The sequence below is a fragment of the Litorivita sp. NS0012-18 genome (assembly GCF_040371945.1).
Lineage (GTDB): Bacteria > Pseudomonadota > Alphaproteobacteria > Rhodobacterales > Rhodobacteraceae > Litorivita.
The window spans coordinates 1,953,814-1,974,528 of record NZ_BAABWS010000001.1 but is presented as its reverse complement, the minus strand read 5'-3'; the positions used below and the strand labels follow the sequence as shown (position 1 = coordinate 1,974,528).

The window sequence follows — 20,715 nt, the reverse complement described above, 5'->3', positions numbered from 1 at the left end:
CTCAGCCCGCTCCGCTTGCGCCGTCCGGCCCCGCACCGGGCGGCACAAGCCCCGACGCCAGATCCTTGCGCGGCGCGGCGGGGGCATTGACCTGTGAGGCCGGATCAAGCTGCGCCGTGGCGAGCCGCCCGCCATAGGTGCGTTGCAAGTTTTCGGGGGTAAAGGCCTCGGCCACCTTGCCTTCGGCAATGCGGGTTTTGTTGATCAAGAACACATGGTCGAAATAATCCGTCACCGTGGCCAGATCGTGATGCACCGCGATCACGGTTTTGCCCTGCGCGTTGAGCGATTGCAGAACCGCAATGATCGCCTTTTCCGTCGCCGCATCGACCCCTGCGAAGGGCTCGTCGAGCAAATAGAGGTCGGCCTCTTGCGCCAAGGCGCGGGCGAGGAAGACGCGCTGTTGCTGGCCGCCGGACAATTGGCCGATCTGGCGATGGGCAAAATCGGCCATGCCGACCCGCTCAAGGCTTTGCGCGGCGCGGGCGCGGTGCGCGCCGGTCATCCGCCCCAAAAGGCCCAACTCGCGGTAAAGGCCCATGGCCACGACATCGCTGACCCGCGCGGGGAAATCCCAATCGACCGAGGCGCGCTGCGGCACATAGGCGATGCGCGCGCGCACCTGCTCCAAGGGCTTGCCAAAGACGAAAGCCTCGCCCGAGAGCGAGGGCACCACGCCCAGCGCGGCTTTGAGCAGGGTGGATTTGCCCGCGCCGTTGGGGCCGATAATGGCCATCATGGCGCCGCGCGGCACGCTCATATCGACGGAGAACACCGCCGGTTTTTCGCCGTAGGACACGGTCATGCCGCGAATGGCCAAGGCCGTGGTGGCCAGATCCGCCTCGACGGTTTGCGCCGCTGCGCCCCCCACTGCGCTCATCGCCGCGCCTCCAAATTACCTTGCATCCCGCGGGCGGGTGCATCGCTGCCCAAGGCGCGGGCGATGGTGGTGATATTGTGGTCGAGCATCCCGATATAGGTCGCCTCATAGCTGCCCTCGACGCCCATCGCATCGGAGAACAATTCGCCGCCAATCGCAAGCCGGTGCCCGCGCGCGGCGCAGCCTTCGATCAGCGCGCGGATGTTGCGATCCGACACCGAGCTTTCGACAAACACCGCGCCGATCCCGCGCGCCACAAGCATATCGACCAATTCGCCGATGCGGTTCAATCCGGCCTCGCTTTGCGTCGAGATACCTTGGATGCCGATCACCTCAAGCCCGTAGGCGCGGCCGAAATAGCCAAAGGCGTCATGCGCCGTCAAAAGCACCCGCGCCGCATCGGGGATTTGCGCCATCGCCTCTTGGGCATAAAGGTGCAGTTGGGCGATCTGCGCGCGGTGGGCCTGCGCGTTCTCGGCCAGTTGCGATGCGTGAGCGGGCCGCGCCGCGATCAAGGCGGCCTCGACCGCGCGGGTGACCTCGGACCAAAGCTCGGGCGCCATCCAGACATGCGGATCAAAGCGGTTTTCATATTCGCCGTAGGGCATCAACACATCATGCGGCAAGGCTTCGGCCACGGGAATGGCGGCGCGGCGCCTCCCCAGATCGAGCAAAAACTCCTCCATCTGCGCTTCGAGGTAGAGGCCATGCCAAAGCACCAGATCGGCGCGCACCATGGCGGCGATATCGCTGCGGGTCTGGCGGTAGGAATGCGGATCGACCCCCGATCCCATCAGCCCGCGCACCTGCGCCAAAGGCCCCGCGATTTGGCGCGCGGCATCGGCGATCATCCCCGTGGTGGCCACAACGGACAGGGCGGCGGAGGGTGCTGCGGCGCTGGCCTCTTTTGCCCAAAGCAAGGAGGGCGCGCCCAGTCCCGCCGCAGCACCGGCAAACCATGCAAGCGCCCTGCGGCGGCTCGGTGCGGGCAAGGGGGGCAGATCGGCGGATTTGGGTGGAATATTTCGTGTCATGGCCTCTATATGAGAACGATTCTCATCTGCGTCAACAATAATGCGAGTAATTCGCAACTAGAGCCCGCCTATCGGCAGAAATGCTCCGATATTGCGCAATTGCAAGGCCGATTCCCATCCGCACCCGCACCAAGCACCGGCAATTCTTGGCGCAAGTCTCGCCGCCGCAGCTTGCCAAGAACGCGGGTGCATGACACCCTATCCCCATACGGCCAGAGCCGATTTGCGCGCGCCGCGCCGCACAGACCCGACATGCCAAAGCCGGACAAGGATGGGGCCAGATATGAGCAGCCAAAAAGACACCGCAACGCGCAGCGGCGCCGCAAAACCGCCGAGCGCGCTTATGCAGCTGCCGCAAACCCTTGAACCGCGCAATCCGGGAATGGACTTGGACCTTGATTGGGTGATGCGCGCGCAGGCGAACACATCGGCCATCGAGCGCCGCGCGGGCCAGATCGGCACGCGCCGTTCGGTCAAGAAAGACCACCAAGCCGCATGGCTTCTCAAGGCCGTTTCCTGCATCGACCTGACCACTTTGTCGGGCGACGATACGGTTGGTCGGGTGCGGCGGCTTTGCGCCAAGGCGCGCCAACCGCTGCGCCCCGATCTTCTGGCGGCGCTGGATATGCAGGGGCTGACCACCGGCGCGGTGTGCGTCTACCACGAGATGATCGCCCCTGCGGTCGAGGCCTTGGCGGGCACGAACATTCCCGTGGCCGCCGTCTCCACCGGATTTCCGGCGGGCCTGTCGCCATTTGATTTGCGCGTCAAAGAGATCGAGGCCAGCGTCGCGGCAGGGGCCAAGGAAATCGATATCGTGATCTCACGCCGCCACGTTCTGACCGGCAATTGGCAGGCACTTTATGATGAAATGCGCGCCTTTCGCGCGGCCTGCGGCGCGGCGCATGTGAAGGCGATTTTGGCCACCGGCGAATTGGGCAGCCTGCGCAATGTCGCGCGCGCCTCGTTGGTGTGCATGATGGCGGGGGCCGATTTCATCAAGACCTCCACCGGCAAGGAAAGCGTCAACGCCACCCTGCCCGTCAGCCTCGTGATGATCCGCGCGATCCGCGACTACCATGAGCGCGCGGGCGTGCGCATCGGTTACAAACCCGCCGGAGGGATTTCCAAGGCCAAGGACGCTTTGGTCTATCTGTCGTTGATCAAGGAAGAGCTTGGCGATCGCTGGCTCGCGCCCGACCTCTTCCGGTTCGGGGCCTCGTCACTTTTGGGCGATATCGAGCGCCAGATCGAACACCATACCACCGGCGCCTATTCCGCCGCCTACCGCCATCCGATGGGATAAGTTATGACTGTAAAAGAAATTTTCGAGACGATGGATTATGGCACGGCGCTGGAATCTCCGGCAGAGGCCTTGGCATGGCTGGTCGATCAGGGCGACCGTTTCGGCCATTTCATCGATGGGGCCTTCACCGAGGCGCGCAATGATTTCGAAAGCCGCAATCCCGCCACGGGCGAGGTTCTGGCCACGCTGAGCCAAGCGACGGCAATCGAGGTGGACGCCGCCGTCGCGGCCGCCCGCCGCGCCCAAGGCAAATGGCAAAAGCTCGGCGGTGCGGGGCGTGCGCGCCATCTTTATGCGCTGGCGCGCCAATTGCAAAAACACAGCCGCCTGTTCGCCGTGCTCGAAACCCTCGACAATGGCAAACCGATCCGCGAGGCGCGCGATGTGGATATCCCCTTGGCGCAGCGGCATTTTTATTACCACGCGGGCATGGCGCAATTGATGGATGACGAAATGCCGGACCGCGAGGCGCTTGGCGTTTGCGGGCAAATCATCCCGTGGAACTTCCCGCTTTTGATGCTGGCGTGGAAGATCGCGCCGGCGCTGGCGATGGGCAATACCGTGGTCTTGAAACCGGCGGAATATACCTCACTGAGCGCGCTTTTGTTTGCCGATATCTGCCGCCAGATCGGATTGCCCAAAGGCGTCGTCAATATCGTTACCGGTGACGGCGCGGTGGGCGAGATGATCACCGCGCATGAGGATATCGACAAGATCGCCTTTACCGGATCGACCGCCGTGGGCCGCGCGATCCGCAGCGCCACCGCCGGATCGGGCAAGGCGCTGACGCTCGAACTGGGCGGCAAATCGCCCTATATCGTTTTTGATGACGCCGATATCGACAGCGCGGTCGAAGGGCTTGTCGATGCGATATTCTTCAACCAAGGGCAGGTCTGCTGTGCCGGATCGCGGCTTTTGGTGCATGACGGCATCGCGGACCGTTTCCATGAGAAACTGCGGGCACGGATGGGCAAATTGCGCCTCGGCAACCCGCTCGACAAAAGCATCGATATGGGCGCGCTGGCCGATCCGGTGCAACTCAGGACCGTGCAAAACATGGTGAGCGCACATCCTGCGGGCACGCATTTCACGCCACCTTGCGATATCCCCGAGGCGGGGTGTTTTTACCCGCCGACGCTGATCACCGATCTGTCCCCTGCCGATACGCTCATGCAGGAGGAAATCTTTGGCCCCGTGCTGGTCTCCTCGACCTTCCGCACCCCCAATGAGGCGGTGGAAATGGCCAATAACACCCGCTATGGCCTTGCCGCCACGATCTGGAGCGAGAACATCAACCTTGCCCTCGACATCGCGCCGAAACTGGCCGCGGGCGTGGTCTGGATCAACGGCAGCAATATGTTCGACGCTGCCGCAGGTTTTGGCGGGCTGCGTGAAAGCGGCTTTGGCCGCGAGGGCGGATGGGCCGGATTGGCCGCCTATACGCGCCCCAAAGCCAAGTCCAAAATCCTCAAACCCCTGCTTCCCCATACAGGCGACACCGCGCAAGAGACCCATCTCGACCGCACGCCAAAGCTCTATATCGGCGGCAAACAAACCCGCCCCGACAGCGGCTATAGCGCGCCGGTCTTTGGCAAATCAGGCGCCCTGCTCGGCCATGTCCCGATTGCCAGCCGCAAAGACATCCGCAACGCGGTCGAAGCCGCCCAAAGCGCAGCCGGCTGGGGGAAAACCTCGGCGCATCTGCGCGCTCAAATCCTCTATTATATCGGCGAGAACCTGTCGGCGCGCGCCGATGAATTTTCCGCCCGCATTGATGCCAGCACCGGCGGAAAATCCGGCAAATCCGAGGTCGAGGCCAGCATCGAGCGCCTGTTCACCTATGGCGCATGGGCCGATAAATACGAGGGCCGCATCAGCGGCGTTCCGATGCGCGGCGCGGCGCTGGCGATGAATGAACCCGTGGGGGTCATCGGCGCATTTTGCCCCGACGAGGCGCCGCTCTTGGGGCTGGTCTCGGTCATGGCGCCCGCCTTGGCCATGGGCAACCGCGTGCTGCTTGTCGCCTCGCAAATCGCGCCGCTTCTGGCCACCGATTTCTACCAAGTGCTGGACACATCCGATGTGCCGCCCGGCACGGTCAACATCCTCACGGGGGCGCATAGCGATCTGGCCGCGCCCATGGCGGCGCATATGAATATCGACGCGGTCTGGAGCTTCTCCTCCGCCCCGATCAGCGCCGAGATCGAACGCGCCTCGGCGAGCAATCTCAAACGCACATGGGTCAACAACGCCCGAGCCCGCGACTGGAGCCATGCCGACAGCAAGGCCTTCCTCGATGCGGCGACCGAGGTCAAAACCGTCTGGATCCCCTACGGCGAATAAAAACGGGCGCGGGAACATCGCCCCGCGCCCCTTGCTGGTTCCTCAAATATCCCCGCCGGAGGCATCCGCCGCGCGCCTCGGGCGCCTTGCGGCGCATCGGCTCAATTCGCTTCCAATCCTTCGGGTTGCCCGACCACCACAAAGCGCAGGTCTTGCGCTCGCAGGCGTTCGCGCGCCACGCGGTTGACGTCTTCCAATGTCACCGCCTCGACCTTTTCATTGCGCGTTGCGGCGTAATCAATGGGAAATCCGTTTTCCTGCATGCCGGTGATGATCCGCGCAATCGGCCCGTTCCCGTCAAAACGCAAAGGGTAGGAGCCGGTCAGATAGGTCTTGGCATTGTCCAGTTCCTCTTGGGTGACGCCCTCTTCGGCAATACGCGCCCATTGCGCGCGGATCACGCTGATCGCTTCGCCGATCCGGTCATTGGCCGAGGCCACCTGCCCCATCCAGATATCCGCCTCTTCCTTGCCCACAAGGTAGGAATAAACGCCATAGGTCAGCCCGCGTTTCTCGCGCACCTCGGTCATCAGGCGGCTTTCGAACGAGCCGCCGCCAAGGATGGTGTTGAGCAGATAGGCGGCAAAGAAATCCTCGTCGTCCAGAGCGAGCCCCTCATGGCCAAAGAGCGCCACGGATTGCGGCGTGGCAAAGTCGATCACCGTGGTGCCGCCGGTCAATTGCACCGTCGCGCGCGGCGGCAAGGGCGGGCCGTCTTGCGGCAGATCGCCCAAAAGCGCATCCAGAAGCGGGGCCAGTTCTTCGGGCGTGATGTCGCCAACCACGCCGATGCTGACGCGGCCGAGCACAAGCGCCGCCTGCTTCGCCGCGAGCAGATCGTCGCGCGTCAGGGCGCTCACCGTGGCTTCGGTGCCGTCTTGCGGATTGGCATAGGGATGATCACCAAAGGCCAGTTTGGAAAAGGCCTGCCCTGCGATGGCATTGGGATCTTTGAGGTCGGAGCGGATGTTGGAGAGCATCTGCGCACGCACCCGCTCGATCGCGTCTTCGTCAAAGCGCGGCTCGATCAGGGTTTTGCGCAAAAGTTCCAGCGCCGCATCGCGGTTCTCGGTCAGGAATTTCGCCGAAATCGAGACGGAATCATCGCCGACGCTATAGCCGAAAGAGGCGGCGAGGCTTTCTTGGGCGCGGGCAAAGGCGCGCGCGTCCAAATCCCCCGCGCCCTCTTCCAAGAGCGCCGCCATCAAGGAGGTTGCACCGGCCTTATCCGCCGCATCCAAGGACGCCCCGCCGCGAAAGCTCAGCTGCAGCGCAGCGAAGGGAATGGTGTGATCCTCGACCAACCACGCGGTGATGCCGCCTTGGCTTGTGACCTCTTGGATCCGGATTTCGGCGCGCGCGGGCAGCGCCGCCAAGAGCAAGGCCAGAGCAATCAAAACCCCGCCGATGCGCAGGGCCAGTGCGGCGGGCAGCGCCGCGGCGCGGGCTTGGACGTGGGTTCGGGCGGGGGGCATATGACGGCTCATTGCGAGACCTCCTCTTCGCCCATCAACCAACCAGTGACAGAGCGGCGTTTGTCGAGAACGGATTTGGCCGCGGCAAGGATGTCCTGCGCGCTCACCGCTTCCAAAATGCGCGGCCACTCTTGTACATCCGCGATGGTCAACCCTTGGGTCAACGCGCGGCCATAGCGGTTTGCGGTGCTTTCCACATCGTCGCGGGCATAGATTTCGGAGGCGCGGATTTGCATCTTGAGACGGGCCAGTTGTTCGGCATCAATGCCCTCGTTCATAAATTCGGCCACCGCCGTATCGAGCGCCGCTTCAGCCTCTTCAAGGCTGACCCCTGCCGCAGGCACGACGATGAAATCAAAGGTCGTCGCATCCAAGGACATGCCGCGATAATAGGCTGCCACATAGACCGCCTTTTGCGCCTCGAACTGCAATTTTTCGGCCAGCACCGAGGTCGTCCCGCCGCCCAGAATTTCCGCCAAAAGGGTCAGGGCCGCCGCCTCTTTTTGATCGCCCGCGTTGCGCTCGGGGGCGAGGTAGGAGCGGCTGACATAGGGCTGTGCGACGCGCGGGTCGCGAAAGGTCATGCGCCGCTCGGAGGTTTGCCGCGGCTCGGTCGGGCGGACACGTTCGGGCAGGTCGGGGTTGGCGGGGATCACGCCGTAATAGGTCTCGGCCAAGGTTTTGACCTCGGCAGGGTCCACATCGCCCGCAACGATCAAGATCGCATTATTGGGCGCGTAATAGGTTTTATAATAGGCCAGCGCATCGCCAAGGTCCAATTGCTCCATCTCGTGGCGCCATCCGATCACGGGCACGCCATAGCGGTGATTGAGATATTGCGCGGCGTTCTTTTGCTCGCGAAACAGAGCGGCAGGGTCGTTTTCGGTGCGCTGGTTGCGCTCTTCGATGATCACCGCGCGTTCTGTGGCGATCTCTTCCTCGCCAAGGCGCAAATTGACCATCCGGTCGCTTTCCATCCGCATCATCAATTCCAAACGGTCGGCGGCAACGCGTTGGTAGTATGCGGTATAATCATAGCTGGTGAAGGCATTATCGCTGCCGCCATTGGCGGCGACGGTGGCCGATAGTTCGCCCGATTCCATATTGTCCGTGCCTTTGAACAACAGATGTTCAAGGAAATGCGCGACCCCCGATGCGCCTGCGGGCTCTTCTGCCGATCCGGCGCGATACCACACCATTTGCACCACGACGGGGGCGCGGTGGTCTTCGATCACGATGACCTGCATGCCGTTATCGAGTTTGAAATCGGTGATCGCATCCTTGATCTCGCGGCTGGCGGCGGGCGGCGCTTTGGTCTCGGTTGCGGCGGCGGTTTGCGCAGTGGCGGGCGCGGCCCAGAGGCCCAAGGCCAGAACGGCGGGCGTCAGGGCTTTGAGCGTGGCGCGGTGCAAGGGGACGCTAAGGAAGAAGAAAGAGGGCAAGGATCGTATCATGGATCATCCTGTCATTGGGCCCGCCACACCATATCGGGGCCGTCACGCAAAGCGCAAGCAAAGCCTGCGCGTGAGAGAGTTAGCATATGATTAAACCAAGTGCCGCGCCACCACAGGCACGCGTAAGACTATAGATACGCAGAGCAGCGCGCGCTTCAAGGGTGCGCCGCGCGCGGGTGGTGACATTGCTGTGAGCCGCGCGAGAGCGCAGCGCGGCATCGGCGCGGGCGCGAGATTACTGTGCCGGAGGGGCGCTTGGCGTGTCCACACCCAGACGGCGGAACCGCGCCATTTCGGCCTGCGGGTTCAAAGACATCGGCTTATAGGCTTCGCGGTAGCGGTCGGTTTTCACGATCTTCAGCTTGGTGAAGCGCGATTTGCGGCGGCGATAGTCTTCGTCCTCGGCGGCCAATGTCTCGCGAATGCCCGATTGGGTGCCAAAACGGGCGGCGTGACGGGTCAGTGCCGCGTCGGTATTGGGCACGCCCGCAGGTACCAGCCGCGCCGCATTGCCGCCCAGCGCGGCGATGGCGTCGCCTTTGGGGTTTTGATCGGTGATATTGCCCGCACCTGGAGTGGGGTCGGGCAGAGCGGTGAAATCGGCGGGCGCTTGCAAAGGCTTGCTCGGGATCACGGCGAATTCATTGGGTCCGCCGACAGAGCTGTTGAAGTTGCGCAAACGTATGTCACGCTTGTCCCCGCCGCAGGCCGACACCAGCGCCACAAGCCCGAGGGCGATCCCGATTTTTGTAACGCGCGCCATCCGCATTGCGGTCCTCCGTCGTCTGTTGTGGATAGGTTTAACCCATCCCTGCACTGCCGTCACGCGGCGTTTTTGCCGCCTGTAAACAGGACCATACCGATGGCCCCCGCAAAGACCGCGATATCGGCCACGTTAAAGGCATAGGGGTTGTCAAATCCGCAGCACGACATGTTCAAAAAGTCGGCCACACCGCCATAAAGGATGCGGTCCACCACATTGCCCATCGCCCCGCCGACCAACAGCCCCGCCGCGATATAGCCGCGTTTGCCGGTCTCTTCGCTATGGACCCACCACAAAACCGCGCCCGAAATCACGATGGCCACGGTGATCAAAACCCAACGCACAATATCGGAGCCTTGGGCAAAGAGGCCAAAGTTGATGCCATAGTTCCACGCCATGCGCAGGTTGAGCAAGGGCGGCAGCACCTCGATCTCGCCCAGATTGCGCAGATCCATCGCGTGGACGACCAGATATTTGGTCGCCTGATCAATGAGAAAGGTCCAAAATCCGACCCAAAACACAAGGCGCATCAGCCTCTCCCTTTTCATATCACAGCGGCACGGGGCTCTGCGCCCCGCACCGCCCGTCGTTTAGTGCCGGAAATGGCGCATTCCGGTAAAGACCATGGCAAGCCCCGCCTCATCGGCGGCAGCGATCACTTCGTCATCGCGCATCGACCCGCCCGGTTGGATAACGCAGGATGCGCCCGCTGCGGCGGCCTCCAAAAGCCCGTCGGCAAACGGGAAGAAGGCATCAGAGGCCACGGCGGAGCCTTTGGTCAAAGGCGCGGGCAATCCCATGGCTTCGGCCATACGCTCGGCTTTCTTGGCGGCGATCAGCGCGCTGTCGAGGCGGCTCATCTGGCCTGCGCCGACGCCAACGGTGGCTTGGTCTTTGACATAGACGATGGCGTTGGATTTGACGTGTTTGGCGACTTTCCACGCGAACAAAAGATCGCGCATCTGCTCGTCGGTCGGCGCGAGTTTGGTCACCACCTTCAGATCATCCATGCTGATGTAACCGGTGTCCTTGTCCTGCACCAAAAGCCCGCCTGCGACCTGACGCACGGTCAGACCCTTTTCGCGCACATCCGGCAAGGCGCCCGTGGTCAACAGGCGCAGGTTTTTCTTTTTGGCGAAAATCGCTTTGGCTTCATCGGTGGCCGAGGGGGCGATGACGACCTCGGTGAAAATCTCGGTGATGGCTTCGGCGGTTTCGCCGTTGAGTTCGCCGTTGAGCGCCACAATGCCGCCAAAGGCCGAGGTGCGGTCGCAATCAAAGGCGTTTTTATAGGCCTCCAGAAGGGTCGCCCCCTTGGCCACGCCGCAGGGGTTGGCGTGTTTGATGATGGCGCAGGCGGCGCTTTCGGCAGGGTCGAATTCGGCGACCAATTCAAAGGCCGCATCGGTGTCGTTGATGTTGTTATAGGACAATTCCTTGCCCTGATGCTGCGCGGCGGTCGCCACGCCGGGGCGGTCCGATCCATCGGTGTAGAAGGCCGCGTTTTGATGCGGGTTCTCGCCGTAGCGCAGGGTTTGCTTGATCGTGCCGGCAAAGGCGCGGCGGCGCGGCGCTTCCTCGCCCAGCGCGCCCGCCATCCATGTGGACACGGCCGCATCATAGGCACCGGTGCGCGCATAGGCGATCTGCGCCAGACGCTGGCGGAAGGCATAGGAGGTCTGGCCGTCATTGGCGTCCAGTTCGGCGATCAGGGCGTCGTAATCCTCGACATCGACCACGGTGGTGACAAAGCCGTGGTTCTTGGCGGCGGCGCGGATCATCGCAGGGCCGCCGATATCGATGTTTTCAATGCAGGTGTCGTAATCCGCGCCCTTGGCGACGGTGTCCTCGAAGGGATAGAGGTTCACGACCAGCAGGTCGATATTGCCGATCCCGTGCTCTTGCATCGCCGCGACATGGCCTTCGTTGTCGCGCAAGGCCAACAACCCGCCGTGCACTTTGGGGTGCAATGTTTTCACCCGTCCGTCCATCATTTCGGGAAATCCGGTGACATCGGCCACATCGCGCACCGCAAGCCCCGCATCGCGCAACGTCTTGGCGCTGCCGCCGGTGGAGAGAAGCTCCACCCCGCGGGCGGCAAGCTTCTGGCCCAAGTCTACAAGGCCGGTTTTGTCGGAAACGGAGATCAGCGCGCGGCTGAGGGGCGAAAGGTCGGTCATGTCAGTCGAGATCCCAAATGATGGCAGTCAATATGCGATGCCGCGCCGCCCTGTTTCGGCGCAAGCGGATGCGCGGGCGGCGTGATGCCACCCAGCGCGCGGGGGATATGTTGTAGGGCGCGTCTCACGCGGGCTCATTCTACCTCATATTCGGGAGCATCCGGCGCGCCGTAACCTGCCTGTTTCAAATCGCGGATCGAAACGGGGGTTTCGACGGTTTTGGACAAGGACCAGCGCAGGCGCGTTGCATACTCCATCGCGCGACCCGATAATACGATTTGCTGCGCAGCGCGAGGCTTAAGACGGTTTTTTTCCAGATAAACGCTGGGTTCGAGCGATATTTGCGAGGTGCCGTCGGTGCGAAACACCCAAACCTCGCCGCTTTTGAGCGCCAGCGAGACCGCCGCGCCGGCCATATCGACCGAGGCATCGACCTCGGGATGCAGGTGAAACCGCGCCTGATAGGGGATGCCTTGGAGGCTGACCGCATCCATCGCCGCATCAAACCGGCGCTGGTCCGCAGGCTCGATCGCGACCAACAGGTCCTCGCCGCCAAGGCCGCGCCCGTCGACCGACAGTTCCAGCGTGCGCGCATGGGTCAATCCGTGGGTCTTGAGATATCCGTCATGCCCGCCCTCAAATCGCAAACTGTCGGCGGCATGGGTGATCTGCACCGGCACATCGCGCGGCGCGTCGACCAGCATCTCGCGCCGCGGTCCGATCCGGCCCAAACGCGCCGAGGAATATCCCTCCAGCGCCAGCGCGCTATGGGACGGGGTGGCGCGGCCCGCGCGGCGCCATTCCTCGCCGAAATGCGCCCCCGATCCGCAATTGACGATCAGCGGCCTGCGCCCTGATGTCAGCTCGAACGCGAGGGTCGAGGCATGGGCATCAAAGGAGGCCTTGCCCCCCGGAGGTGCGGCGGCATCGACGATCAAAGAGCTGCGCCCCGCGCTCAGCCGCGCATATCCCATCGCCAATCCGTCCGCTTGGCGCGTTTTCACCCCGCTATTGGCCAGCGCCCAATCCAGCCGCCCTTCCATACCGCGCCCGCCGCCATGGAATCGCGCCAATCCGCCATCGGCATGGCGCAGGCTGCGCAGGCTCGGCGCGATACGCTCGATGGCCGACATGACCTCGGGCGGGACGGGTTTGCCACCCTCGCGCAGCGCCGCCGCCGCCCAAGTCAGCAAGGTGCACACCTCCAACAGCTCTTCGGGGTTGCGGGTCGGGATGCCGCCTTCGCCGCTGATTTGTGTGCGGCAATCGCGGGCCAAGGCTTTGACGGCGGGGCCGACGTGGCGCTCCATCCCCTCCAAGGCCAGCCCCGCATAGATCAACCCCGTCAGGGCCTCGAAGCGCGGCAATCCGGGCAATGCGCCTTTCCAGCGGCGGCCCAGAAAAATCGTCTGCCGCGCCAGCGAGCGGTAGAAGGCCTGTGATTGCGCTTTGTCTTGGCCGTTGAGCAAGAAGATCGCGTGGTTGATCCAGCGGATCAAACGCCGTCCGGTCAGCTCCGGCGTCCATCCCGCGCCGCCGCCGCGCCCGTAGCGGGCGATCCACTCCCACAGCCAATTTTGCGCCAGTTGCCGCGCCGGACGGTCGCCCACAGCGGCCAGATCATCGAGCCATGCAAAGCCATGCGCCTCGTCGTCGCGCGCCGGATCACTGCCGCCCAGCGCCCAAAGGCCGCTGCCGTCATCTTGGTGCAATTGCCCCGCAAACAACAGATTGCCCGCCACCAATTGCCGCCCGCGCGCAAAACTGCCGATGGTGCGCGGCTCGGGCTGCGAGACAAAACCCGTCGCAGGGCGCGCCAAGGCGCTCAGCCGCGCATGCACACGGTTCAAGACGCGCGTTCCGCGCGACATCAGTTTTTCTTGGGCCATCTGCTCTGCCTCTCGCTACGCTCTTTTGGCGCTTTGCGAGGCATATTAACGAAAAGCCGCGGCCAAGTCACCGCTCAAAAAGCCGCGCGCCGCGCGAGGGGAGGATTTGGCCAAGGTAGCGGAGGCGCCAAGAGGGGCCGCGGCGGCAAAGCCGCGCCGAAATCGCACCCGAAACGGGCGCCCCGCAGGCGGTGCGAGACGGGCGGTCAGGGCGCGCGCGGGCGATCCGCGCCTAGGCGGTTTTGACCAGACAGGCGATATAAAACCCGTCCATCCCGCCGCGCTCGGCCCAGTAATCAGGCCGCAAACGCAGCCCGCCTTCTTCGGTGAGCCAAGCCGCCTCGACCCCCTCCACCATCAAGGCCGCGCGATCCACGCTGATATCCCCATGGCGCGCCAGCGCATCTTCGATCTGGCATTCGCCCTCGTCGGGCAACAGCGAGCAGGTGCAATAGACCAACCGCCCACCCGGTTCGAGCAAGGACAGCGCATGGTCCAGCATGGCCTCTTGCAACCCGATCAGCATGCCAAATTCGCTGCCATCCTTGGCAAAGGGCAAATCGGGGTGGCGGCGGATCGTGCCCGTCGCCGAACAGGGCGCATCCAGAACGATGGCGTCATAGGTGCCGCTCTGCTCCAAGGCATCCGCGGTGACCAGATCGGCGCTCAGCCCCGTGCGCGCAAGGTTTTCGGCCACCCGCGCCATACGGCCCGCCGAGATATCGACCGCCGTCACCGAGGCGCCGCTGGCCGCCAATTGCATCGTTTTGCCGCCTGGTGCGGCGCACAGGTCAAGCACCCTCTCGCCCGCTTTGGGCGCAAGGATTTTCACCGGCAAAGCGGCGGCGGCGTCTTGCACCCACCACGCGCCTTCGTCAAATCCGGCCATGGCCGACACCTGCTGCCCCGAGGCGATGCGCAGCGAGCCGGTCGGCAAAACCTGCGCGCCCAGTTTTTGCGCCCAGCCTTCGGCGTCTTCCTTGACCGACAGGTCCAAAGGCGCGCCCGCGAAATGCGCCGCCTCCATGGCTTTCATCTCTTCGCTGCCGTAGGCTTCGGCCAAGGGCGCGCGCAGCCATTTGGGCAGGCGCGGCACCCGCAAGATCGCCCATTCGGCGGGGCCTTCGGCGGCGACTTTGCGCAGCACCGCATTGACGAGGCCTTTCATCTGCTGGGTGCGCGGGTTGCGCCCGACGATATTGACGCATTCATTGACCACCCCATGCGCATCCCCGCCAAGGCAAAGCTCCAGCGTGCCAAGACGCAGCACGTTCATCGCATGCAACACCGGCTCGCCGCGTTTGAGATGTTTGGCCAGCACCTTGTCGATCCGCTCCATGCCGCGCAGAACATCCATCGCAAGACGCTGCGCGCGGGCGCGGTCGGCGGGTTCGAGGCGCTCCAAGGCCCCCGCGCCGATCATCTCGGACATCAGCTTGCCCTCGCCCATCACCCCGTCCAAAAGCCGCACGGCCACCATGCGCGGCGTCGGCGGCGGGGCTTTTTTGTAGGTGTTGTGCCGCGCCTTGTCGCCCTGCGCGCCCTGTTTCGCGGCGCCGGACCCCTTGCGGGGGTATTTGGAGGCGGGTTTCATCGGCATATTCCTCAACAAGCATGGATCGGGCCTTGCCCGCGGTTAAAGCGGGCGTATATCAACAGGCAAAGCGCAAAGGAAGCCCATCTGATGAGCGAGAAAACACCCCAGACCCCGCAAGAGGTGGACGCCTCTATCGACCCTGCCCTGCCCCCCGCCGCGCAGCGCGCTTTGGCCGAGGCCGCACAGCGGCGCAAATTGGCGCAGGCCGAGGCCCCGCTGCCGACAGAGTTGGGCGGGCGCGACGGGCCGGAGCCGGTGCGCTATGGCGATTGGGAGAAAAAAGGTTTGGCGATTGATTTTTGATTTGCGCGCCGCGCAGGCCCCCGAAGATCAGACGCACGATCGGCCCCGCACTCCGCCCCGCGATCAGTCGAGCGAGAGATCGGCGTAATCGCCCGTGCCGCGATCCGATTGGAACCGCAAGGTCCGCCCGCGCACAGAGACCTCTTGGCAATTGGCCCCGAGGTTTTCATTGCCCCAGTAGAGATCGCGGCAAAAATACCCGTCTCTCCATTGCCATGCCCCGCGCACTTTTTGCCCCAAGGCCTTGCCGGTGATGGCGCCACCCGGCAGCACGCGCAAGGTGATGCCGAGACGTTTGAGGTTCTTGTTCTCGATCAGGGCGACAAAGGCCGCCTTGTCGCGCAGGGGCGTGAAGCCTTCGGCCAAGGCGGGGCCAAGGGGCGCCGCCGCAAGCAGTAGCGCGGTCAGGACCATCAAAACGGGGCGGGCGATAAAAGCGGGCATGAGGCATCCTTTCAAAGCAGGAATTACCCCCATTACGCCGCTCAATGCGTTTCGGATGCGTAAAAAGCGAAATTTTTTCGCGCGGGATTTTTTGCATCGCCCGCGCGACGGCGCGCCCTAGAGCCCCAAGACGTCGATCATATCGTATTCACCGGGGGTCTGGCCCAAGCCCCAAAGCGCGGCTTTGAGCGCGCCGCGGGCAAACACCGAACGGTCCGAGGCGACATGGCGCAAGATGATCCGCTCGCCGCTGCCCGCGAACATCACATCATGTTCGCCGATGATATCGCCGCCGCGCACGGCGACAAAACCGATGTCGCCCTTTTTACGCGCGCCGGTGATCCCGTCGCGGCCGCGGTCGGACACCGCATCAAGCGCAACGCCGCGCCCCTCGGCCGCCGCCTCGCCCAGCATCAACGCCGTGCCGGACGGCGCATCGACCTTGCGGTTGTGATGCGATTCGATGATCTCGATATCGAAATCCTCGTCCAAGGCCGCCGCGACCTTTTTGGTCAGCTGCGTCAACAGGTTCACGCCAAGGGACATATTGCCCGCCCGCACGATCACCGCATGGCGGGCCGCAGGTTTTAGGGCGGCAATCTCTTCGGCGCTCATGCCAGTGGTGCCGATCACATGCACGGCGCGCGCCTGCGCGGCGAGCGCGGCAAATTCCACCGTGGCGGCAGGGGTGGTAAAATCAATCACCGCCTGCGCTTTGGCGAAGGCCTCCAGAGCATCATCGGTGACCGTGACGCCCATGGCCGCGCCGCCCATGGCGGTGCCCACGTCTTGGCCGACCCACGCGTGCCCCTTGCGCACCACCGCGCCGACAAGGCGGGCCTTGCCGCTGGCCGTGATGGTATTGATCAACATCTGGCCCATGCGCCCCGAGGCGCCGGTGACTACGATTCCGGGCAAATCCGACATGAGATGCGCGCTCCTTTGTGGCGTTTGGGCCTTCCTACCTGAGCAATGCGCGCTTGGCAAAGCCCGAGCAAGGCACTAGATGACAGGCATGGCAAAGAACGCACATCACGAGGGCTCCGGCCCCTCCCAAAGGCAGCTGCGCGTTGGCGAGTTGATCCGGCGGACTCTCTCGGAAATGCTCTCGCGCGGCGAGGTGCATGACACCGACCTCAACCGCATGTCGATCACCATCGGCGAGGTGCGCGTCACCCCCGATTTGCGCATCGCGACGGTCTATGCGCTGCCGCTGGGCGGCGGGGACAAAGAGCAGGCGATCGCGCTTCTGGCCAAGAACAAGGGCGAGCTGCGCCACTACCTTGGCAAGAAAATGTCGCTGAAACATGTGCCCGAATTGCGCTTCATGATTGACCATACCTTTGATCAGATGGACGCCACCCGCGCGCTTCTGGATCAAGACAATGTGCGCCGTGATCTGGACGACTAAAACGCGCCTCGGCGCGGTTTTTGCCGCCGCTGTGGCGGTTTCGGGCGCCCTCGCCCCTGCCGCCCATGGCGCGTCCTGCCGCGATGTGGACCATCAAGGCGCGCCCTATACCCTATGCGAGGTGGACCTGAGCGCCGAGGATTTGCGGCTGTTTCTATATGACGATGCGGGGCTGCCGTTCGGGCAATTCGCCCGCATCGATCAGGCGCTGGAGCCGCAGGGCCTGCGCCTTGGCATGGCGATGAATGCGGGCATGTATCACGAGGATCGCGCCCCCGTCGGCCATTATGTCGAAGAGGGCACAGAGGTCATGCGCGTCATCACCACCGGCGGCGGCGGCAATTTCGGCCTCTTGCCCAACGGGGTGTTTTGCATCGGCGAAGGCCGCGCCGATGTGATTGAAACCAAAGCCTTTCTCGCCGCCAAACCCGCCTGCCGCCATGCCACACAATCGGGTCCGATGCTGGTGATCGACGGCGCGCTGCATCCGCGGTTCATCAAAGGCAGCGACAGCCGTTATATCCGCAACGGGGTCGGCACCACGGCGGACGGGAGGCGCGCGGTTTTTGCGATCTCGCAAACGGCGGTGAATTTTTACGACTTCGGCACGCTCTACCGCGATGTGCTCAAACTGCCCAATGCGCTATACTTTGATGGCAATATCTCGCGGCTCTATCGGCGCGGCGCTGGCGGCTTCAGCCTTGGCCGTCCCCTTGGCCCGATTGTCGGCACGGTGGAGCGCATCGACTGACCTGCCGCGCGATGGGCGTGACACCGTGATTGACGGCGGCGCGCGCATTCGCTACCCCGCCCGCTCTATCACTGCGCTTATCTCATGAGGCCCCTTCCATGGCACGCACCCGCAAAGGCCGCGATATTTCCGGCTGGCTCGTCGTCGATAAACCTGCTGGCATCACCTCGACCGCCGTGGTGAACAAGGTGAAATGGGCCTTTGGCGCGAAAAAGGCCGGTCACGCCGGCACATTGGACCCCGAAGCCACCGGCGTTTTGGCCGTGGCCTTGGGCGAGGCGACCAAAACCGTGCCCTATATCACCGATGCGATGAAGGCCTACCGTTTCTCGGTGCGTTTGGGGCAGGCGACCAATACCGACGACACCGAAGGCGAGGTGACCGACACCTCGGACGCGCGCCCCACCGACGACGAGATCAAAGCCGCGCTGGGCCGGTTTGTCGGCGATATCATGCAGGTGCCGCCAAAATTCTCGGCGGTGAAAATCGATGGCGAGCGCGCCTATAAGCTGGCGCGCAGCGACGAAGAGTTCGAGATCGCCGCGCGGCCGCTCTACGTCGAAGAGCTGCTCTTGGCCGAGCGCCCCGACGCCGATCATGTGATTTTGGAAATGACCTGCGGCAAGGGCGGATATGTGCGCTCCATCGCGCGCGATCTGGGCGCGGCATTGGGGTGTTTTGGCCATGTGGAATGGCTGCGCCGTGTGTGGTCCGGTCCCTTCGACGTCGAAGACGCGATCAGCATGGAGCAGATCGAGGATTTGGCCAAAACCCCCCAGATCGACGCGCATTTGCTGCCGCTTGAAGAGGGGTTGGCCGATCTGCCCGAGGTCAAGACCACCGAAGGCGGCGCGGCGAAACTGCGCAACGGCAATCCCGGAATGGTGATCGTATCGGACGTGGAATATGGCGATGAATGCTGGGCCTCGCTGAACGGCGAAGCCGTGGCGGTGGGCATCTACAAGGCGGGCGAATTGCATCCCTCGCGCGTCTTTGTGCGCCCCGCGCAATAGGCAAAACCGCTTGAACCCGCACGCCGGTTCAGGGCATCAAACCCCATGATCACGCGCAGCCACACCAAAGACGACGCCCCCTCGACCGCCATCTATTCCGATTGCGAGCGCTACCGCTATGCGCTCACGCGCGAATGGGACAGCGGCGGCAAGCGCGTGCTCTTCGTCATGCTCAACCCCTCGACCGCGACCGAAGTGCAAAACGACCCCACGGTGGAGCGCTGCGAACGCCGCGCGCGGGCCTTGGGATATGGCGGGTTTCGCGTGACCAATATTTTCGCATGGCGCGACACCGATCCCAAATTGATGCGCGCGGCGCGCGATCCAGTCGGACCGGAGAATGACGCGGCGATCCGCGACGGATGCGCATGGGCCGATGATGTCATCGCCGCTTGGGGCACGCATGGGGCGCATCTGGCGCGAGGGACGGCGGTCGAGACGATTTTGCGCGGCTCGGGCAAGCCGCTCTACCACCTTGGCCTGAGCAAAGCGGGCCATCCCAAACACCCGCTCTATATCGCCTATAGCGAGACGCCGAGCCCGTGGCCCCCCGCAACGCGTTGAGACACAAAGGGAAAAACTCCGCACGGCAAAGCGTTAACCTTCTGAGCCCCGCGCGCGCCGCCCGAAACTCTGGCAAGCCACTCATTTTGTTAACTTTTCCATAGCGGCGCGTTAACCAATTTGAGCGCGGACCGTTTGACGCAAAGCCCGATTTGTGGCATGGTCGAGCGCGTATTATGGGATAGATGTGCGATGTTACTGCTTGCGGGTTTGCTGGGAATGATGGTCGTGGGCGCCACGGCGTTCATCAACATGGGCGAGGACGAAGGCGAACCGGCCTCGGAAGGCAGCGGCGCGATGCCCGCCTCGGTGCAAGATGTCGGCGATTTGCTCGAAGGCGAAGAGACCGCTGTGGAGGCCGAAACCGCCCCTGAGGACCAAACCACCGAAGACGATGACTGGCTGCGCGGCAGCGAAGAGGATGACACGATCAGCGGCGCATCGGGCGATGACCAAATGCACGGCGCGCGCGGCGATGACACCCTGTCGGGCGACGCGGGCGACGACGAGATTCACGGCGAGGATGGCAAGGACGCATTGCATGGCGGCGCCGGCAATGACAGCCTATACGGCCATAACGATGACGATGACCTTTACGGCGAAGACGGCGACGATACGCTCGACGGCGGCAGCGGCGATGACGCGCTGAATGGCGGCGACGGCAATGATGCGATGCATGGCGGATTGGGCCGTGACGACCTCGACGGCGGTTTGGGCGCCGATACTTTGTTTGGCGGCGCGGGCGATGATATGATTTCCGGCCTGTGCGACGATCCCGAGGCGGCCGAGGGCGATATTTCCGACATCGACGGCGCGGATTACCTCAATGGCGGGGCCGGTGACGATGTGATCGTGGCGGGCTGCTATGACATCGTCACCGGCGGCGACGGGGCCGATGTGATCTGTGCCGGTGACTGGATTCCCGAAGGCGCGCGCGCCGAGGTGATGGACTTCGAGGCGGGCGACGACACGCTTGTTCTGGTTTATGACGACAGCATCGACCCCGAGGCGGACCCCGATGTGCAACTGCGCGACGCCCCCGACGGGACCGGCGGTGTGATCGTCACGATGAATGGCGTCGATGTGGTCTTGGTGCGCAACGGCGCGGGCTTCAGCCTTGACGATATCACGCTCATGTCGCAATCGGTCGCGCAGGCGGGCTTGCTGGCCGGTTAAGCACCGGCGCGGGGCTTGCGATGCGCGCGGGCGGGCGCGGCGGGCGCGCCTGCACCCCGAGCCGAAGGTATTGCGCGGGCTCCGTGCCCGTTTGCCGCCCACTTCCGCCCCGTTGTCCGCCCCTCTTTGGGG

19 protein-coding genes are annotated in these 20,715 nt (G+C 63.8%); 8 read left to right on the top strand and 11 right to left on the bottom strand.

Translation table 11 applies throughout. The features are described from left to right. Position 1: 1 nt before the first annotated feature. On the bottom strand, positions 2-880 hold the full coding sequence (locus ABWV64_RS09490; protein WP_353344398.1) for a metal ABC transporter ATP-binding protein: 879 nt from the start codon (positions 878-880) through the stop codon (positions 2-4). Further along, on the bottom strand, positions 877-1,914 hold the full coding sequence (locus ABWV64_RS09485) for a metal ABC transporter solute-binding protein, Zn/Mn family (protein ID WP_353344396.1): 1,038 nt from the start codon (positions 1,912-1,914) through the stop codon (positions 877-879). The genes ABWV64_RS09490 and ABWV64_RS09485 overlap by 4 nt, the downstream gene beginning before the upstream one ends. 343 nt (positions 1,915-2,257) lie before the next feature. Between ABWV64_RS09485 and deoC the strand changes: the two genes are divergently transcribed. Beyond that, entirely contained in the window at positions 2,258-3,220 is a 963-nt protein-coding gene (gene deoC / locus ABWV64_RS09480; protein WP_353344596.1) for a deoxyribose-phosphate aldolase, read from the top strand. Positions 3,221-3,223: 3 nt separating this feature from the next. Then, the gene (locus ABWV64_RS09475; RefSeq protein WP_353344394.1) at positions 3,224-5,563 is read left to right on the top strand and encodes an aldehyde dehydrogenase family protein; all 2,340 of its coding nucleotides are present in this window, start codon (positions 3,224-3,226) and stop codon (positions 5,561-5,563) included. Between the two features lie 101 nt (positions 5,564-5,664). Here ABWV64_RS09475 and ABWV64_RS09470 read toward each other — a convergent pair whose 3' ends face one another. The 7 genes from ABWV64_RS09470 to ABWV64_RS09440 form a co-directional block, all read right to left on the bottom strand. After that, positions 5,665-7,050, bottom strand: a complete 1,386-nt coding sequence (locus ABWV64_RS09470) for a M16 family metallopeptidase (protein WP_353344392.1) — start codon at positions 7,048-7,050, stop codon at positions 5,665-5,667. After that, entirely contained in the window at positions 7,047-8,492 is a 1,446-nt protein-coding gene (locus ABWV64_RS09465) for a M16 family metallopeptidase (RefSeq protein ID WP_353344390.1), read from the bottom strand. The genes ABWV64_RS09470 and ABWV64_RS09465 overlap by 4 nt, the downstream gene beginning before the upstream one ends. 235 nt (positions 8,493-8,727) lie before the next feature. Next, positions 8,728-9,255, bottom strand: coding sequence for a DUF3035 domain-containing protein (locus ABWV64_RS09460; RefSeq protein WP_353344388.1), 528 nt, complete (start codon positions 9,253-9,255; stop codon positions 8,728-8,730). A 59-nt stretch (positions 9,256-9,314) separates the two neighbouring features. Further along, positions 9,315-9,785 carry a signal peptidase II gene (lspA, locus tag ABWV64_RS09455; RefSeq protein ID WP_353344386.1) on the bottom strand — a complete coding sequence of 157 codons (471 nt, stop codon included), beginning with the start codon at positions 9,783-9,785 and terminating at the stop codon, positions 9,315-9,317. Positions 9,786-9,845: 60 nt separating this feature from the next. Next, the gene (purH, locus tag ABWV64_RS09450; protein WP_353344384.1) at positions 9,846-11,435 is read right to left on the bottom strand and encodes a bifunctional phosphoribosylaminoimidazolecarboxamide formyltransferase/IMP cyclohydrolase; all 1,590 of its coding nucleotides are present in this window, start codon (positions 11,433-11,435) and stop codon (positions 9,846-9,848) included. 134 nt (positions 11,436-11,569) lie between these two features. Next, on the bottom strand, positions 11,570-13,324 hold the full coding sequence (locus ABWV64_RS09445) for a heparinase II/III family protein (protein WP_353344382.1): 1,755 nt from the start codon (positions 13,322-13,324) through the stop codon (positions 11,570-11,572). A gap of 232 nt (positions 13,325-13,556) precedes the next feature. Beyond that, positions 13,557-14,804, bottom strand: a complete 1,248-nt coding sequence (locus ABWV64_RS09440; RefSeq protein WP_353344594.1) for an RsmB/NOP family class I SAM-dependent RNA methyltransferase — start codon at positions 14,802-14,804, stop codon at positions 13,557-13,559. 204 nt (positions 14,805-15,008) lie between these two features. On the opposite strand from ABWV64_RS09440, the gene ABWV64_RS09435 reads away from it, so the two are divergent. Beyond that, the gene (locus tag ABWV64_RS09435; protein WP_353344380.1) at positions 15,009-15,224 is read left to right on the top strand and encodes a DUF1674 domain-containing protein; all 216 of its coding nucleotides are present in this window, start codon (positions 15,009-15,011) and stop codon (positions 15,222-15,224) included. Between the two features lie 63 nt (positions 15,225-15,287). Here the strand turns inward: ABWV64_RS09435 and ABWV64_RS09430 are convergent, their stop codons facing one another. Both ABWV64_RS09430 and dapB read right to left on the bottom strand, forming a co-directional pair. Beyond that, on the bottom strand, positions 15,288-15,668 hold the full coding sequence (locus ABWV64_RS09430) for a dihydrodipicolinate reductase (RefSeq protein WP_353344378.1): 381 nt from the start codon (positions 15,666-15,668) through the stop codon (positions 15,288-15,290). 117 nt (positions 15,669-15,785) lie between these two features. After that, the gene (dapB, locus tag ABWV64_RS09425) at positions 15,786-16,595 is read right to left on the bottom strand and encodes a 4-hydroxy-tetrahydrodipicolinate reductase (RefSeq protein ID WP_353344376.1); all 810 of its coding nucleotides are present in this window, start codon (positions 16,593-16,595) and stop codon (positions 15,786-15,788) included. 88 nt (positions 16,596-16,683) lie between these two features. Here dapB and rbfA point away from each other — a divergent pair, with 88 nt between their 5' ends. From rbfA to ABWV64_RS09400, 5 genes are all read left to right on the top strand, one after another. After that, positions 16,684-17,079 (top strand): 30S ribosome-binding factor RbfA, encoded by a 396-nt coding sequence (gene rbfA / locus ABWV64_RS09420; RefSeq protein ID WP_353344592.1) that lies wholly within the window; start codon positions 16,684-16,686, stop codon positions 17,077-17,079. Further along, a complete protein-coding gene (locus ABWV64_RS09415; RefSeq protein WP_353344374.1) occupies positions 17,054-17,830 on the top strand; it encodes a phosphodiester glycosidase family protein in 777 nt (258 codons plus the stop codon). The genes rbfA and ABWV64_RS09415 overlap by 26 nt, the downstream gene beginning before the upstream one ends. Before the next feature lie 98 nt (positions 17,831-17,928). Beyond that, complete coding sequence (truB, locus tag ABWV64_RS09410) at positions 17,929-18,843, top strand: tRNA pseudouridine(55) synthase TruB (RefSeq protein ID WP_353344372.1); 915 nt, start codon at positions 17,929-17,931, stop codon at positions 18,841-18,843. Between the two features lie 45 nt (positions 18,844-18,888). Beyond that, on the top strand, positions 18,889-19,407 hold the full coding sequence (locus ABWV64_RS09405) for a DUF1643 domain-containing protein (protein ID WP_353344370.1): 519 nt from the start codon (positions 18,889-18,891) through the stop codon (positions 19,405-19,407). Positions 19,408-19,599: 192 nt separating this feature from the next. Next, a complete protein-coding gene (locus tag ABWV64_RS09400; protein WP_353344368.1) occupies positions 19,600-20,583 on the top strand; it encodes a calcium-binding protein in 984 nt (327 codons plus the stop codon). Positions 20,584-20,715 lie beyond the last annotated feature (132 nt).

Coding starts and splice junctions, on each gene's coding strand:
- ABWV64_RS09405 (WP_353344370.1), top strand. CDS start 18,889: ATGATCACGCGCAGCCACACCAAAGACGACGCCCCCTCGACCGCCATC.
- ABWV64_RS09485 (WP_353344396.1), bottom strand. CDS start 1,914: ATGACACGAAATATTCCACCCAAATCCGCCGATCTGCCCCCCTTGCCC.
- purH (WP_353344384.1), bottom strand. CDS start 11,435: ATGACCGACCTTTCGCCCCTCAGCCGCGCGCTGATCTCCGTTTCCGAC.
- ABWV64_RS09445 (WP_353344382.1), bottom strand. CDS start 13,324: ATGGCCCAAGAAAAACTGATGTCGCGCGGAACGCGCGTCTTGAACCGT.
- deoC (WP_353344596.1), top strand. CDS start 2,258: ATGCAGCTGCCGCAAACCCTTGAACCGCGCAATCCGGGAATGGACTTG.
- truB (WP_353344372.1), top strand. CDS start 17,929: ATGGCACGCACCCGCAAAGGCCGCGATATTTCCGGCTGGCTCGTCGTC.
- ABWV64_RS09465 (WP_353344390.1), bottom strand. CDS start 8,492: ATGATACGATCCTTGCCCTCTTTCTTCTTCCTTAGCGTCCCCTTGCAC.
- ABWV64_RS09400 (WP_353344368.1), top strand. CDS start 19,600: ATGTTACTGCTTGCGGGTTTGCTGGGAATGATGGTCGTGGGCGCCACG.
- ABWV64_RS09470 (WP_353344392.1), bottom strand. CDS start 7,050: ATGAGCCGTCATATGCCCCCCGCCCGAACCCACGTCCAAGCCCGCGCC.
- ABWV64_RS09415 (WP_353344374.1), top strand. CDS start 17,054: ATGTGCGCCGTGATCTGGACGACTAAAACGCGCCTCGGCGCGGTTTTT.
- ABWV64_RS09490 (WP_353344398.1), bottom strand. CDS start 880: ATGAGCGCAGTGGGGGGCGCAGCGGCGCAAACCGTCGAGGCGGATCTG.
- ABWV64_RS09430 (WP_353344378.1), bottom strand. CDS start 15,668: ATGCCCGCTTTTATCGCCCGCCCCGTTTTGATGGTCCTGACCGCGCTA.
- rbfA (WP_353344592.1), top strand. CDS start 16,684: ATGGCAAAGAACGCACATCACGAGGGCTCCGGCCCCTCCCAAAGGCAG.
- ABWV64_RS09460 (WP_353344388.1), bottom strand. CDS start 9,255: ATGGCGCGCGTTACAAAAATCGGGATCGCCCTCGGGCTTGTGGCGCTG.
- ABWV64_RS09475 (WP_353344394.1), top strand. CDS start 3,224: ATGACTGTAAAAGAAATTTTCGAGACGATGGATTATGGCACGGCGCTG.
- ABWV64_RS09435 (WP_353344380.1), top strand. CDS start 15,009: ATGAGCGAGAAAACACCCCAGACCCCGCAAGAGGTGGACGCCTCTATC.
- lspA (WP_353344386.1), bottom strand. CDS start 9,785: ATGCGCCTTGTGTTTTGGGTCGGATTTTGGACCTTTCTCATTGATCAG.
- dapB (WP_353344376.1), bottom strand. CDS start 16,595: ATGTCGGATTTGCCCGGAATCGTAGTCACCGGCGCCTCGGGGCGCATG.
- ABWV64_RS09440 (WP_353344594.1), bottom strand. CDS start 14,804: ATGGTGGCCGTGCGGCTTTTGGACGGGGTGATGGGCGAGGGCAAGCTG.